Source organism: Nocardioides agri (assembly GCF_013778305.1).
Lineage (GTDB): Bacteria > Actinomycetota > Actinomycetes > Propionibacteriales > Nocardioidaceae > Nocardioides > Nocardioides agri.
In genome coordinates this window covers 3,505,616-3,519,769 of the sequence record NZ_JACEIC010000002.1, presented here as the reverse complement: position 1 = coordinate 3,519,769, position 14,154 = coordinate 3,505,616, and the positions used below count along the sequence as shown (strand labels likewise).

Genomic DNA, 14,154 nt, shown 5'->3' with positions numbered 1-14,154 from the left:
CGCAACCTGGGAATCCTCGACGCCCCCGCGCAGCACGTCCCCCGACCCCGCGATCCGTGCGAGTCGTCACCGGTGGTGCGGTGGTGTGCGGTCACCGTCGTGACGCGGGGACGTGATGCGTCGTCGCCGCCGAAAGGGACGCAACGGACATGGCGGTGGCCCCACCCGCGGTGCGGGTGGGGTGAGGGTCAGCGGGTTCGTCGTCTGGTGAGGGTGCGGTCGACGTCGTAGACGTCGCCCGACGGGCTGGTCCACTCGAAGCGGGTGCGGGTGAGGCGTCGGTAGGTCCAGTGGCCGTGGGTCTTCATCCGGTGGTGCAGCCGACAGAGAGGTGCGAGGTTCCAGCTGGTCGTAGCGCCGCCGGCACCGCTGGGATCCCAGGGTTCGATGTGGTCGAGGTCGCAGCCGCGGGCGGACCGGGCGCAGTGCGCGAACACGCAGGTCGGGTTGGTCAGGACCGCCTGCTCCCGCTGCAGCACGGTCGGGGTGTAGGCGTCGGTGGTGAGTTCGGCGCCGAGGTCGAGGACCGGGCGGATGGTGACGCGGGTGGCGAGGTGGCGGCACCAGTCGGTGAGCTGCTCGATGGTGGTGTGGCCGAGCTTCTCGACGTCGACGATGCCGTGGCCCTCGGCCGGGGTGTGGTGGGCGTAGACCACGACCTCCGCGACCCCGGCGCTCTCACTCCCGCTGGCGGCGAGGTGGCCGAGGGCGAGGGCGCGGCGCTGGTCCAGGCTCAGGTCGGGGTGCTCGGTGAGCAGGTGATGGGAGCCGGCCTGGAGCGCCTGCTCGAGGGCGAGGGCGACCGGGTAGTCCAGGAGCCCGTCGACCGGGACGCGGCCGTGGTTGAGGTGCGCATCGCCCAACCGGACCTGGAAGAACTCGGTCGCGGCGGCATCGAGGCGGTCGAGCTCGGCCTTCTCGTCCTCGGTCTGGGCGCACGCGGTCTCCACGGCCCGCTCGATCTGCGCGAACGAGCACGAGTCCAGCACCGGCGCCAGGTGCCGGTCCACATAAGCGGCGCCGGGCGGCGGCAGCCGGTGGGTCTGCTCGGTCAGCCGGCGGACCTTCCACACCGGCACCTCACCGGCCATCACCCGCGCCCACGTCCGAGGCAGCCGGTGCCGGCACTCCAGCGCCGCACCGATCAGATCCCGCCCGGCCCGAGTGGAGATGCCGATCGCGGCGGCGAACTCGGCGACCGCGAACTCCGACATGCCCGGCGCGCCCTCCCCGGCGAGCGTGACGGGCTGGTCGCCGTACATCTCCACCACACCGGTCGCGGTGACCACCGGGTCGGTGACCGGAGCCGGATGCATCGCCGCCCAGGTCGCGGCCAGCTCGAACTTCCGGGCCGCCGCCATCACCTCCGCGTGCGCAGCGTCGCGGGCAGCCGCCAGCACCGGATCGGTGAGAGTCGCGGTGCGGCGGGCCATACCACATCCTACATCTATTCGATCATATGTTCTAGTAGTGGACGAGGCTCTTCTCGGGAACTGCGGCCGAAAACCCGGGAAGCGGCGCCGGCCCGCTGCGGCTGCACCCGCTTCGCTGCCTATCGGCCCGCGCCACAGCAGACCCGCAAGCCGCCGACAGGAAAGGTGGTGTCCAAACCCTGGCGAGCCGACCGGCAAGCCGGCAAGCAACGCCGGCCCGCTGCGGCTGCACCCGCTTTGCTGCCTATCGGTCCGCACCACAGCGAACCCGCAAGCGGACGACACCGCGCGGCCGATCAGTGAGCGTGCGCGCCCTTCGGCCGCCGCGGCACGACGTGCAGCACCACCATCACGACGCCGCCGACGGCGAGACCGAAGACGGCCGACGCGGCCGTGTTGGTCAGCCACGCCAGCGTCGAGCCGAGGGGGCCGTGGACGGCTTCGTGGACCGCGTGCTCGAGGTGGTGGACGACGTCGTAGAGCGGGTCCCACCCGAGCTCGTGCAGACCGTTGAGGAAGATGTGGCCGCCGACCCAGAGCATGGCGGCGACGCCGACGACCGAGATGACCGAGAGCAGGCGCGGGGTGCCGACGACGAGCCAGCGGCCGACGGTCCGCGCGAACGACGAGCGGCGCTGGGTGAGCGAGAGCCCGATGTCGTCGAGCTTGACGATGATCGCGACCACGCCGTAGACCGCGATCGTGATCGCGACGGCGACCACCACGAGGATCGCGAGCCGGCTGAGGAAGGGCTCGTCGGCGACCTCGTTGAGGGCGATCACCATGATCTCGGCGGAGAGGATGAGGTCGGTGCGGATCGCGCCCGAGACCATCGCCTTCTCGGCGTCGGGGCCGTTCTCGCTGACCGGGGTGTCGTGGTGCTCGCCGCCGCGGAGCGCGTGCCAGACCTTCTCGGCGCCCTCGTAGCAGAGGTAGGTGCCGCCGAGCATGAGGATCGGCGTCAGCAGCCCGGGGACGAACTGGCTGAGCAGCAGCGCGACCGGGAGGATGATCAGCAGCTTGTTGCGCAGCGAGCCGATCGTGATCCGCTTGATCATCGGCAGCTCGCGGTCGGCGGTCACGCCGTGGACGTACTGCGGCGTCACCGCGGTGTCGTCGACGACGACGCCGGCGGCCTTCGCCGTCGCCCGGCCGGCGGCCGCGCCGACGTCGTCGACGGAGGCCGCCGCCATCCGCGCGAGCGCGGCGACGTCGTCGAGCAGCGCGAAGAGACCACCAGCCATGCCGGGAAATCTATCGGCTAGCGGGGAGCGCCGACGCGGTGGTGCAGGCCCGCGTCGACACCGGCCTCGACCTCGGCCTGCACCTCGGGCTGCACCTGGTCCTTGGCGGCGGTCAGGTCGACCGCGTGCTTGACGTGGCGCTCGGCGAACCCGAGCGGGTCGACGACGTCGGCGAGCCGTGTCGAGACCGGGCGCCAGGCGAGCGCCAGCGAGATGAGTACGGCGGCCAGCGTGGTGACCCCGAACGCGATGGCGACGTGGTCCTCGGCCCAGCCGCCCCAGCCGGCGTAGCCGGCGCCCTTCACGAAGAAGCCGTGGAAGAGGTAGACGACCAGCGTCGCGGCCCCCATCCGGGTGAACCAGCCGTGGACCCGCGGCACGAGCGCGAGGAACGCCCACGCGCCGAGCGTGCCGATCGCCAGCACCAGGGCGCGGGTGAGCAGCGCGCGCAGGTCGTCGGCGTAGCCCATGTCGTCGTAGCGGGAGCGGTAGTAGAGCCACTCGGTGCTCGCCCACGCGTCGGTCCAGGTCGTCAGCACCCAGATGCCCACGAACACCACGACCGCGGCGGCCCGCGCCGGGGCCTTGCGCAGCAGCTCCAGGCGCTCGGGCGTGGCCTTGAGGCCCATCACGAAGAACGGGAGCAGCCCGAGCACGCGCGCAATGTCGAGGGTGTCTCCGGCGTACATGCCCGCCACCAGGCTGATGCCGACGGCGACGGCGAGCCCGCCCCACATCGGCCGGAAGACCGGCGTGAGCAGACGCCAGAAGAAGAGTGCCGCGAGGTACCACATGGGCCAGTGCGGGTCCTTGAAGAGATCGCGCATCTCCTCGCCACCGACGTAGATGCGGAAGAGGGCGATCAGGCACTCGAAGACCAGGTAGGGCACCACGACCGTGCGGACCAGCTGCCACATCCGCACCTTGCTGTAGACGAAGGTGCGGGAGAGGTAGCCGGTCACGAAGACGAACGCCGGCACGTGCCAGGTGTAGAGGAAGTCGTAGGAGTGGTCGACGGCCCCGGTGTTGGGCAGCAGCACCCAGGAGTGGCCGACGACGACGAGCGTCACCAGCATCATCTTGGCGTTGTCGAACCAGGGGTCGCGCGTGGCGGTCACCCTGGTGGACTACCCGCTGGGCCGCGGATCAGTCCTCGACGAGCCCGATCCGCAGGTACTCGGCCGCGTAGGTGCCGCTGAGCAGCAGCGACGCGTAGCGGGCGACCTCGGTGGTGGCGTCGGTGGTCACGACCTCGACGCGTACGCCGCGCTCGTCGGCCGCGCCGACCAGGCGGGCGCGCTGCTCGCGCACGAGCGGGTCGTCGGTGCCGTCGTCGAGCACGAGGAGCACCGGTCGCTGGTCGGCGGCGCCGTCGGCGAAGGGGTCGTCGAACACGTCGCGCGGCCGGGCCGCCTCGATCAGCGGGAGCAGGTGCTCGGCGTCACCGGCCAGGGCCGAGCGGCCGGAGGCGCGGCGGACCTGCTCCGCGACCCGGCGCGCGGCGCGGGCGGCGAGCACCGAGCCGCCCCACAGCACCGGGTTGGCGTCGGCGAGGGCGATCGCGAGCACCTTGGCCGGGTTGACCGCGAGGTCGCGGTTGGGCGAGCACGCGATCGCCACGGCGTCGAGGGCCTCCGCGACCTGCTCGGCGTCGGCCTCGGGGCCGAGCGAGAGCCGGTCGAGGTAGTCGAGAACCACGACGGCCGTCGCCAGCTGGTCACGGCTCTCGGTCGGCAGGATCGTGCTCCACCGGCCGGCGGCGTGCTGCGCCACCAGCGAGTCGGGCGGGCAGGCGACGACGAGCTGGCAGCCACGTCGGACCGCCTCGGCGACCGCGGACGCGGCGCCGACGTCGGCGCCGTCGGGAGCGAGCACCACGACCAGGTCGAGGCTGCCGACCCAGCCGGGCAGGGCGGGGGCCGGCCAGGCGACGAAGGGCACCGGGCACCAGGGCTCGAGGACGGCGCGCAGCAGCCGCGAGTCCGGGCCGGCGGCGAGCACCGCCCGCGGACGGTCGACCTCGGCGGCCCGGGCGACAGCCGCGGCGCACGCCTCCGCGGCGTCTCCCGCCGCGCGGCGTACCCGGGAGCCGGACTCGGCGAGCGCCCGCAGGCGCAGGTCGGCCGTGGTCAGCACGCCGGCGTCGTCCAGCCGGGACTCGTCGAACCAGGTGGCCATCAGCTCGGCTTGCGGGCCTCGTCGACGAGCAGCACCGGGATGTCGTCGCGGACCGGGTAGGCCAGGCCGCAGCCCCGGCAGACCAGCTCCTCCCCCACGACGTCCAGGTCGGCGCGGCAGGCCGGGCAGACGATGATCTCCAGCAGCGCGGGGTCGAGGTTCACGTTCATCGCTCTCTCCTGATCTGGGCGAGCACGTCGTCGCGCACCCGCTCCATGGTCGCCACGTCGCGGCCCTCGGCGTTGAGGCGGAGCAGCGGCTCGGTGTTGGACGGCCGGACGTTGAAGGTCCAGTCGGGGTGGCTCACGGTCAGCCCGTCGAGACGGTCGGTGGTGACGTCGGGCTGCGCGGCGTACGCCGCCTCGAGCTCGGCGGTGACCGCGGCCTGGTCGGCGACCTCGGAGTTGATCTCGCCGCTGAGCACGTAGCGGTCGAACTCCGCGAGCAGCCCGGACAGCGGCTGCTCGGTCTCGGCCAGGGCGGCCAGCGCGTGCAGCGCGGCGAGCATGCCGGAGTCGGCGCGCCAGAAGTCGCGGAAGTAGAAGTGGCCGCTGTGCTCGCCGCCGAAGATCGCGCCGGTCTCGGCCATCGTCGCCTTGATGAAGGAGTGACCGACGCGGGTGCGGACCGGGGTGCCGCCGAGCTCGGTGACGATCTCGGGCACCGAGCGGCTCGTGATCAGGTTGTGGATCACGACGGCGCCGGGCTCCTTGGCGAGCTCGCGCGAGGCGATCAGCGCGGTCAGCGTCGAGGGCGAGACCAGCGCGCCGCGCTCGTCGACGAGGAAGCAGCGGTCCGCGTCGCCGTCGAACGCCAGCCCGATGTCGGCGCGCTCGGCGAGGACCCGGGCCTGGAGGTCGGCGAGGTTGGCGGGCTCGATCGGGTTCGCCTCGTGGTTGGGGAAGGTGCCGTCGAGCTCGAAGTACATGGGCACGAGGTCGACCTGGTCGGCCAGCCGCTCGAAGACGGCCGGCGCGGTGTGGCCGGCCATGCCGTTGCCGGCGTCGACGACGACCTTGAGGCGCCGGCCGGTGACCGGGGCGAGCGAGAGCAGGTGCGCGGCGTACGCCTCGAGCACGTCGTGCTCGCTGATCGCGCCCGCGGGTCCGTCCACCGGCCGTGGCGAGGCCACGAGGTCGCGGATCTCGGCCAGGCCGCTCTCCATGCCGACGGGCACGGCGTGCGCACGGCACATCTTGATGCCGTTGTACTGCGCGGGGTTGTGGCTCGCGGTGAACATCGCGCCGGGGTGGCCGAGGTGCCCGGACGCGAAGTAGAGCTGGTCGGTCGAGGCGAGACCGATCATCACGACGTCGGCGCCGGCCTCGCTCGCACCGGCGGCGAAGGCGCCGGCCATGCCGGGCGAGCTGGGGCGCATGTCGTGGCCGACCACGACGGTCGGTCCACCCACCACCTGGACGAACGCGCGACCGGCGGCACGGGCCAGCGACTCGTCGATCTGGTCGGGGACGGTGCCGCGGACGTCGTACGCCTTGAAGACGGCGTTGAGGTTCATCGGGTCGAGGGTGTCGGCCATGCCCGGAGCCTAGTGGGCGCTCAGTCGGTGCTCAGCACCCGGAGGTGGCCGCGACGGCCGGTCTCGCGACCGGTCTCCTCGCTGGGCGCGACGCGCGCGGGGGCGACCGGCCGGGCCGCCTCGCGGACGGCGTCGGCGAGCGCCAGCAGGTCGTCGCTCGACGGGCCCTGAGAGGAGAGGTCCTGCGCGAGCCGCAGCACCTCCCAGCCGCGCGGCGCGGAGAGCCGCTCGCTGTGGACCTCGCAGAGGTCGTAGGCGTGCGGCTCGGCGAAGGTCGCGAGCGGGCCCAGGACCGCGGTCTGGTCGGCGTAGACGTAGGTCAATGTGGCGACGGCAGACCGACCGCAGGCGGTGCGCGAACAACGACGGGCCGGACTCACGCGGCAGACGCTACCTCTCCCGGCCGACACCGCCGATTAGGCTCGCGGCATGGACGACACGGGCGACGCCACGGGTCCCGGGCGGCGCAAGATCCGGGACCGCCGCGGCCGCGGCATGCGGGGTCCGGCGGTGGTGCCGACGACGCCCGGCCGCCCGGAGCTGCGGACGGCACGGGAGCGCTTCGACGACCTCGCGCTCGGCATCGTCACCGAGATCGACCAGCGCTGGCAGGACAAGCTCGGCCTGGTCGAGTACGCCGTCGAGGACACCCCCCACATCCCCGACGACTGGACGTCCGAGACCGTCCCGCTCTCGTCGCTGGTGCGCGGCGCCGGCGCGACGCCGACCCGGCTGGTGCTCTTCCGGCGCCCGATCGAGCGGCGCTGCGACAACCGCACCGACCTCGAGGCCCTGCTGCTCACCGTCGTGGTCGAGCAGGTCGCCGAGCTGCTCGGCATGGACGCCGAGGACGTCGACCCGCGCTACGACGGCGGGGACTGACGGCTACGGCAGGCCCGGGCGGACGTCGGGCACCAGCCCGTTGGTGACGGGCGCCGTCATCGGCAGCACCGCGGCACCGCCGCTGCTGCTGGTGAGCACCGCGCCCGTGACCGTGGTGCGGCTCGGGGTCACCGTGACCTGTTGGGCGGCCGGCGGCACCGGCACCGCGAAGCCGCGGCCGCGCTCCACCTCGACCTCGGTCGTGCGCAGCTCCTTGCCGTCCGCGTCGGCGGCGAGCACCGTGACCGTGCCGGCGCCGCTCGCGGTGAGCACCACCCGCCGCTCGGCCTTGCGGGGCCCCTGCGCCGGTGCCTCGGGCACCAGGACCGTCGTCGCCGTCGAGTACGCCGTGCTGGCGACCGCGTGCGACACGTCCCCCCTGACGACCGACCGCAGCGACGCCGTCACCGGGTGGGTGCCGGTGACCTGGACACCGAGCGCGCCGTCGCCGACCGCCTCGTCGACGACCGCGGTGACCGGGACCGACACGACGCTCTGCGGCGGCACCCGGAGCTCGTCGAGGCCTGCGGGGGCGAACACCGACTCGGTGTCGACGACCCTGACCTGCACCCGGACCTCGTCGGAGCCGGGGTTCGCCACGGTCAGGGTGCGGCGCCCGCTGCCCGGAGCCAGGCCCAGCAACATGGTCTGGAGGGTGGGCTCCTGCTGCGGAGACAGCCAATCCTGGGTCAACGGGGCGGAGCCGACCCGGTCGACCCGGTCGAGCACGCTGGCGCCCAGCCGCCCGCGGGCCGTGACCACCTGGAGCGCGAGCTCCTCGGGGCGGGGCACGATGCTGCCCAGGTCGAGCCGGACGCTCCGGCCGCCGGACACGGACACGCCGCGGAGGCGAGGCGCGTCGACCACGCCCGCCCGGCCGTAGAACGTCACGTCGGCGACCGCCGTCCCGGCATCCGGGTTGGTCAGCTCGAGGACGGAGTCATGGCTGGGACCGGCGCCGACGCCGGTGAACCAGTGGACCGCCGCCGGCGGCCGGCACGCGGCCACGGCGGCCTCGTCGCCCCCGGACCGGCTCGCCACGAGCCCCGGTGCGGTGTCGCCGGAGCCGGTGACGGTCGTGGCGTCCGGGTCGTCGACCGACGAGACCCGCCCGGTCGAGACCGGGACCTCCCGGGCGTCCTCGCCGAGGCCGACCTCGACCCGGCCGTCGACGCCGTCGGCGGTCGTGGTCAGCGCCACCCCGGGCGCGTCCGGGAGCGCGGACGGGCAGGTGAGGGTCGCCGCTGTGAGCGGGGTGCTGGCCGGCGGGTGTGTCGCGTCGGCGGGGTCCGACGGCCGCACGAGTAGCAGCGCGGCCGCACTCGCGAGCGGCAGCACGACCGCGAGCGCGACCATCAGGTTGAGGCCGCTGCGCCGCTGGGCGGAGCGGCGGCCACCACCGGCGCTGCTCATGCCTGCCTCCTCGGGTTCGTCGTCGGGGCGCAGAGCACCAGGACCACCAGGATCGCCGCTGCCTGCAGGACCAGCAGCACGACCCGCAGCCAGGAGACCGGACCCTCGAGCAGCCCGCCGTCGAGCGGCCGGTCGACCTGCCAGGCGCGGGTGGTGCGCTCCTCCGCGCTCGCCTGGGTGAGCCCGCTCGTCGCGTCCAGCACCGCGGCGACGTCGCCGTCGGCGGGCGCCGGCAGCACGACGTACTCGATGCCGCTCCTGGCGAGCAGGTCGACCGCCTCCGCCGTCGGCCGGGAGACCAGCTCCTGCACCCCGGTGGTGAAGTCGGCGTCCTCGGTGGTCAGGTTGAGCACCTCGTCCTCGCCGGTCGTGATGCCGTCGCCGCGCCGGATCGTGTAGGTCAGCCCGTCCTCGACCGTGCCGCGCAGCACGAGGATGCCGTGCTCGGGCCCCTGCTCGGAGCTCTGGATCATGTACGCCGGGATGTCGGTGTCGATGCCGTCGTCGACGACCGGGTCGGAGCTCAGCCACCACGCCAGGCCGCCGACGGGCACCGCGGCAGCGACGACCACCACGACCGCCGCGAGCACCCGGCGCCACGGCACCGTCTCGACGCCGAGGCCGACGGCACCGATCGTCGCCGCCACGACGAACGTCCCTTGCAGGACGACCACCACGGCGCCGAGGCCCGCGTCGGTGACCGTCGCGGCGAGGGCGAAGGTGGCGATGCCGAGCAGCGCGGCGACCACGCTCGTGACGAGCGCGACGACCCAGCAGACCAGGACCGGGATTCGGGTCGGTCGTGGCAGCAGCGCGAGCAGGGCCAGCAGCGCGAGCACGGCGCCGAGCTCCCACGGTGCGCCGAGGCCGTCGAGGCGCCCGGTGACCAGGTCGAGGGTGTCCGCGGTCGGCGCCGGCAGCCGCCCGGTGTCGAGCAGCAGCCCCTCGGCGGCCTTCCGCTGGATCGCCGGGATCCACCACGGCGCCAGGAGCAGCAAAGGCACGCTCAGCGCGACCGCGGGCGGCCCCCACACCGACCGGTCGCGGATCGCGCCTCGGACGACGAGCGCCGCGGCCGCGACGACCACGAGGGCCAGCGCGAGCGCGAGGAACCACAGCACCGGGGCGAACGACGCCGCCAGGGCGAGCAGCAGGCCGACCCGCCACCCCGCGCGCCAGCGGCGTACGCCGTCGGGGTCGGCGAAGCCCAGCGCCGCGTGGGCGAGCCACGGGAGCAGGGTCGCGACCACGACGACGCCCATGCGGCCGTCGCCCCACGCCCCGCACACGACAGGCACCAGCGCCCAGGTCACCGAGCCCCAGACCAGCACCCACCGCGGAGCACCGGTGAAGACGACCAGCCGGCCCACAACGCGGAGGAACCGCCAGGCGCCCCACATCGCGAACGGCACGCAGAGCCCGAACACGACCGAGAGCGCGGCCCCGGTGCTGCCGCCGAGCAGGGTGGCGAGCAGCGCCATCGGGAGCACGTACGCAGGTGCCGGGACGGCGGTGCCGGTGCCGAGCGGGTGCCAGGTCTCGACCTGCAGGCGCCACCAGTCGCCGCCGGCCGCCGGGGCGGGCGAGAGCCCACCGCCCGCGAGCGAGCCGAACGCCGGCCACGCGGCCGCGAGCGCGACCACCACGACCAGGGCGACGGTCAGGGCGACGGGGTTGGTGAGGAACCGGGCGAGCAGGCCGCTGTCCGCGGCGATCATGTCCTCGTCGTCGGTGCGGGGGCGCGGTGCGTAGCTCGCGGGGGCCCGCTCCGCGGCGGCCGCGCGGCGCCGCTCGGCGACGTCCTGGGCCTGGTTGGTCGCAGCGGCGGCGAGGTCGCCGAGGAAGTCCAGGCCGTGCCGGTAGGGCACCCACCACGGCGCCAGGAGGTGCCGGGCGCGCCCGGGGTCGGTGCCCGCGCGCTGCTGCCGGGCCCGGCGGGCGGCGCGCACCTCACCGGGATGGGAGTAGATGGAGAGCAGGGCGGCGAGGTCGTCGAGCGCCTCACCGAGCGACCGGACCAGCAGGAAGCCGATCATGCGCAGGACCGTGCCGAAGGCGAGCCGCACGGTGAGCCACGGCAGCCGGCGTCCCGGCACGTTCGCCAGCAGCGTGAACAGCGCCGCCCGGCGCTCCTGGTAGTGGGTGTGGCGGCCGGTCAGCGGGGTGCGCCGGACGCCGCGGTGCGCCGCCTCGGCGTGGAAGACCACGGCGTCGGGCACGACGATCGTGCGGTGGCCGGCGCTCGCGGCCCGCCAGCCGAAGTCGAGGTCGTTGCCGAAGATGGGCAGCTGCTCGTCTAGACCGCCGAGCGACTCGAGCACCGTGCGGCGCACCAGCATGCCCGCGGTGTTGACCGCGAGCACCTCGCGGACCTCGTCGTGCTGGCCCTGGTCGTACTCGCCGCGCTCGAGCCCGGTCTCGCGCCGGCCGGTGCCGCTGATCGTGACCCCGAGCTCGAGCAGCCGCTTCAGCGACGGCCACTCGCGCAGCTTGGGCCCGAGGATGTCGGCGTTCGGGTCGGCGGCCGCCGCGTCGAGCAGCGCCGCCAGCGCCCCGGGCGCGGGGTTGGCGTCGTCGTGGAGCAGCCAGACCCACTCGGGGCGCTCGCCGCGCTCCCGGAGCCGCTCGAGGCCCGCCGCGACCGCGGCCGGGTACGACGTGGCGCCGGACAGCGTGAGCACCTCGCCGAAGGCCTGCTCGAGCAGGAGGACGCTGCGGTCCTTGCTGCCGGTGTCGACCGCGACGACGGCCTCGACGCCGGGCTGCTGGGCCCGCAGGCCGTCGATGACGGCGGGTAGCCAACGGTCGCCGTCATGGCTGACGAGCAGGACCGCGACCGATGACACCACGATCGGGAACCCTAGTCGGGCACCCGAGCCGCGCCGAACTCGCCCGCGGGGCTCCTCAGACGGCGCGCTTCTTCAGCTTGCGACGCTCCCGCTCGGAGAGGCCGCCCCAGATGCCGAAGCGCTCGTCGTTCATCAGTGCGTACTCGAGGCAGTCGTCCCGCACCTCGCAGGTGAGGCAGACCTTCTTGGCCTCGCGGGTGGACCCCCCCTTCTCGGGGAAGAACGCCTCGGGGTCGGTCTGCGCGCACAGGGCACGCTCCTGCCACCCGGCGTCCTCCGCCTCAGGCTCGAGGAGAAACAGTTCTCGCACGGCTCTCGCCCTTTCGACCCGGTGTTGCTCCCACATCCCCGAGCCTCGGGTGCGGCACCCGTCTCTCACCGGAAGATCGGTGGGATCTGGACCTGATCACCGCTCCGAGACTCGCGAACGACACTGTGGGAATTACATGCCTGTCGTACCCCGAAAGTCAACCCCGGATCTGGTATGGGCCCCCCTACCCGATCTGGGCCCAGCGATCCACCTCGACCGATCGGCCAGCACCGGCGGCGGCTGAGGAACTCCGGTGCGGCAAGGTATCCGCATGCAGAACATCACCGTGCTGTCGGGTGGCATGGGCGGCGCCCGCTTCCTCCAGGGGCTGCTCCACGGCGTCACGACCGGCCGGCTGCCCGGGGTCGCGGACGACGCGCGGGTGACGGTCGTGGCGAACACCGCCGACGACCTCTGGGTCCACGGGCTCAAGGTGTGCCCCGACCTCGACACGGTCATGTACACGCTCGGCGACGGCATCGACCCCGAGCGCGGCTGGGGTCGGCGGGACGAGACGTGGTCGACGAAGGACGAGCTGGCGGCGTACGGCGTGGAGCCGACCTGGTTCGGCCTCGGCGACCGCGACATCGCCACCCACCTGGTGCGCACCCAGATGCTCGACGCCGGCTACCCGCTCTCCCAGGTGACCGAGGCGCTCTGCCGCCGCTGGCTGGCTCCGGTGTTCGGGGCGGGCGTGACCCTGCTGCCGATGACCGACGACCGGGTCGAGACCCACGTCGCGATCGCCGACCCCGACTCCCCGAGCGGCCGCCGGGTGGTGCACTTCCAGGAGTACTGGGTGCGGCTGCGGGCCCAGGTGCCGGCCGAGGCGGTCGTGGTCGTCGGCCTCGACGACGCCACGCCCGGCCCCGGCGTCATCGACGCGATCACCGACGCCGACCTCGTGGTGCTGCCGCCCTCCAACCCGGTCGTCTCGGTCGGCACGATCCTCGGCGTGCCCCGGGTCCGCGAGGCGCTGGTCGCGACGCAGGCGCCCGTCGTCGGCCTCTCCCCCATCGTCGGCGGCACCCACGTCCGTGGCATGGCCGAGCAGATGCTGACCTCGATCGGCGTCGAGGTCAGCGCCGCCGGGGTCGGCCTGCACTACGGCGCGCGCTCCGCGGGCGGCGTCCTCGACGGCTGGCTGGTCGACGAGGTGGACGCCGACCAGGTCGAGCGGGTGACCGGAGGCGGCCTCCCCTGCCGCGCCGTGCCGCTGATGATGACCGACGTCGACGCGACCGCCGCGATGGCGGCTGCTGCGATCGAGCTGGTCGCGCGGTGACCCGGCTCGAGGTCGAGGCCCCTGACGGCGTGCCGGAGATCGGCCGCGGCGACGACCTCGCGACGCTGCTGCTCGACGTCACGACCCCCGCCGACGGCGACGTCGTCGTGGTCACGAGCAAGGCCGTGAGCAAGGCCGAGGGCCGGATGCGCCGCGGCGACCGCGAGGACGCGATCGCCGCCGAGACCGTGCGGGTCGTCGCCCGCCGCGGCCAGACCTCGATCGTGCGCAACCACCTCGGACTGACGATGGCGGCGGCCGGCGTCGACAACTCCAACGTCCCCCTCGGCAACGTGGTGCTGCTGCCGGTCGATCCCGACGCCTCCGCGCGGGTGCTGCGCGAGCAGCTGCTCCGCCGCGTGGGCGCCAACGTCGCGGTCATCGTGAGCGACACGGCGGGGCGGGCGTGGCGCGAGGGTCAGACCGACATCGCCATCGGCGCGGCGGGGCTCGTCGTCGCCGAGCAGTACGCCGGTCGCCTCGACGCGCACGGCAACGAGCTGGCCGTCACCCTGCCCGCGGTCGCCGACGAGCTCGCCGGCACCGCGGAGCTGGCGACCGGGAAGCTCGGCGGCCGCCCGTTCACCGTGATCCGCGGCCGCGCCGACCTGGTGCTGCCGCCCGGCGAGCACGGGCCCGGCGCCGCGGCCCTGATCCGTCCCGAGGACGGCGACCTCTTCGGGTTCGGCGCCCGCGAGGCCGTCGTCCGCGCACTCAAGGGCGACCCCTCGGACCGGCGCTCGTTCGGGGCGCCCGGCACGGCGGCGGAGCTCACGGCGGCGATCCGCGACGTCATCGGCCTGCACGCGTCGCCGACCGGCGTCGGCGGCGCCGGCCTGGCCGTCACCCACCCGCGTGGCCTCGCGCGAGCGCTCGGCGCGCTCGCCTTCGCCCACGGCTGGACGGTGCACCAGACCGACAACCCGAGCGAGGTCCGGCTGCGCCCGGACCATAGTTCGTGACCGGCGGCGGGCGACCTGGGTCACACCCGTAGACTCTGCCGCTGACCGACCCATCGCACGA

13 protein-coding genes are annotated in these 14,154 nt (G+C 74.1%); 3 read left to right on the top strand and 10 right to left on the bottom strand.

What is annotated here, in order from left to right; genetic code table 11:
* Positions 1–188 precede the first annotated feature (188 nt).
* The 7 genes from HZF07_RS24630 to HZF07_RS21690 form a co-directional block, all read right to left on the bottom strand.
* A complete protein-coding gene (locus HZF07_RS24630) occupies positions 189–1,433 on the bottom strand; it encodes an HNH endonuclease signature motif containing protein (RefSeq protein ID WP_198346454.1) in 1,245 nt (414 codons plus the stop codon).
* Positions 1,434–1,729: 296 nt separating this feature from the next.
* A complete protein-coding gene (locus HZF07_RS21715) occupies positions 1,730–2,677 on the bottom strand; it encodes a DUF808 domain-containing protein (protein WP_157344423.1) in 948 nt (315 codons plus the stop codon).
* Between the two features lie 17 nt (positions 2,678–2,694).
* Positions 2,695–3,795, bottom strand: coding sequence for an acyltransferase family protein (locus HZF07_RS21710; RefSeq protein ID WP_157344421.1), 1,101 nt, complete (start codon positions 3,793–3,795; stop codon positions 2,695–2,697).
* 28 nt (positions 3,796–3,823) lie between these two features.
* Positions 3,824–4,855: an SIS domain-containing protein gene (locus HZF07_RS21705; RefSeq protein ID WP_157344419.1), complete on the bottom strand. Its 1,032-nt coding sequence runs from the start codon at positions 4,853–4,855 to the stop codon at positions 3,824–3,826.
* The gene (locus tag HZF07_RS21700; RefSeq protein WP_157344416.1) at positions 4,855–5,025 is read right to left on the bottom strand and encodes a Trm112 family protein; all 171 of its coding nucleotides are present in this window, start codon (positions 5,023–5,025) and stop codon (positions 4,855–4,857) included. The genes HZF07_RS21705 and HZF07_RS21700 overlap by 1 nt, the downstream gene beginning before the upstream one ends.
* Positions 5,022–6,392 carry a phosphomannomutase/phosphoglucomutase gene (locus tag HZF07_RS21695; RefSeq protein WP_157344414.1) on the bottom strand — a complete coding sequence of 457 codons (1,371 nt, stop codon included), beginning with the start codon at positions 6,390–6,392 and terminating at the stop codon, positions 5,022–5,024. Before HZF07_RS21695 ends, HZF07_RS21700 begins: the two co-directional genes overlap by 4 nt.
* A 20-nt stretch (positions 6,393–6,412) precedes the next feature.
* Entirely contained in the window at positions 6,413–6,772 is a 360-nt protein-coding gene (locus HZF07_RS21690; protein WP_181645488.1) for a DUF3499 domain-containing protein, read from the bottom strand.
* A 49-nt stretch (positions 6,773–6,821) separates the two neighbouring features.
* Between HZF07_RS21690 and HZF07_RS21685 the strand changes: the two genes are divergently transcribed.
* Entirely contained in the window at positions 6,822–7,274 is a 453-nt protein-coding gene (locus tag HZF07_RS21685; RefSeq protein WP_232523084.1) for a metallopeptidase family protein, read from the top strand.
* 3 nt (positions 7,275–7,277) lie between these two features.
* Here HZF07_RS21685 and HZF07_RS21680 read toward each other — a convergent pair whose 3' ends face one another.
* The 3 genes from HZF07_RS21680 to HZF07_RS21670 are packed head-to-tail and all read right to left on the bottom strand — an operon-like array spanning position 7,278 to position 11,846.
* Positions 7,278–8,687 (bottom strand): DUF5719 family protein, encoded by a 1,410-nt coding sequence (locus HZF07_RS21680; protein ID WP_157344412.1) that lies wholly within the window; start codon positions 8,685–8,687, stop codon positions 7,278–7,280.
* On the bottom strand, positions 8,684–11,536 hold the full coding sequence (locus tag HZF07_RS21675) for a glycosyltransferase family 2 protein (RefSeq protein WP_157344410.1): 2,853 nt from the start codon (positions 11,534–11,536) through the stop codon (positions 8,684–8,686). Before HZF07_RS21675 ends, HZF07_RS21680 begins: the two co-directional genes overlap by 4 nt.
* 55 nt (positions 11,537–11,591) lie before the next feature.
* Entirely contained in the window at positions 11,592–11,846 is a 255-nt protein-coding gene (locus tag HZF07_RS21670; RefSeq protein WP_181645487.1) for a WhiB family transcriptional regulator, read from the bottom strand.
* A gap of 271 nt (positions 11,847–12,117) precedes the next feature.
* On the opposite strand from HZF07_RS21670, the gene cofD reads away from it, so the two are divergent.
* Together cofD and HZF07_RS21660 are read left to right on the top strand one after the other, a co-directional pair.
* On the top strand, positions 12,118–13,131 hold the full coding sequence (gene cofD, locus HZF07_RS21665) for a 2-phospho-L-lactate transferase (RefSeq protein ID WP_157344408.1): 1,014 nt from the start codon (positions 12,118–12,120) through the stop codon (positions 13,129–13,131).
* Positions 13,128–14,093: a coenzyme F420-0:L-glutamate ligase gene (locus tag HZF07_RS21660; RefSeq protein ID WP_181645486.1), complete on the top strand. Its 966-nt coding sequence runs from the start codon at positions 13,128–13,130 to the stop codon at positions 14,091–14,093. The genes cofD and HZF07_RS21660 overlap by 4 nt, the downstream gene beginning before the upstream one ends.
* Positions 14,094–14,154 lie beyond the last annotated feature (61 nt).

What these genes read in the sequence shown, in the direction of transcription:
- HZF07_RS24630 (WP_198346454.1), bottom strand. Translation starts at nt 1,433, where the DNA reads ATGGCCCGCCGCACCGCGACTCTCACCGATCCGGTGCTGGCGGCTGCC.
- HZF07_RS21715 (WP_157344423.1), bottom strand. Translation starts at nt 2,677, where the DNA reads ATGGCTGGTGGTCTCTTCGCGCTGCTCGACGACGTCGCCGCGCTCGCG.
- HZF07_RS21705 (WP_157344419.1), bottom strand. Translation starts at nt 4,855, where the DNA reads ATGGCCACCTGGTTCGACGAGTCCCGGCTGGACGACGCCGGCGTGCTG.
- HZF07_RS21700 (WP_157344416.1), bottom strand. Translation starts at nt 5,025, where the DNA reads ATGAACGTGAACCTCGACCCCGCGCTGCTGGAGATCATCGTCTGCCCG.
- HZF07_RS21695 (WP_157344414.1), bottom strand. Translation starts at nt 6,392, where the DNA reads ATGGCCGACACCCTCGACCCGATGAACCTCAACGCCGTCTTCAAGGCG.
- HZF07_RS21685 (WP_232523084.1), top strand. Translation starts at nt 6,822, where the DNA reads ATGGACGACACGGGCGACGCCACGGGTCCCGGGCGGCGCAAGATCCGG.
- HZF07_RS21680 (WP_157344412.1), bottom strand. Translation starts at nt 8,687, where the DNA reads ATGAGCAGCGCCGGTGGTGGCCGCCGCTCCGCCCAGCGGCGCAGCGGC.
- cofD (WP_157344408.1), top strand. Translation starts at nt 12,118, where the DNA reads ATGCAGAACATCACCGTGCTGTCGGGTGGCATGGGCGGCGCCCGCTTC.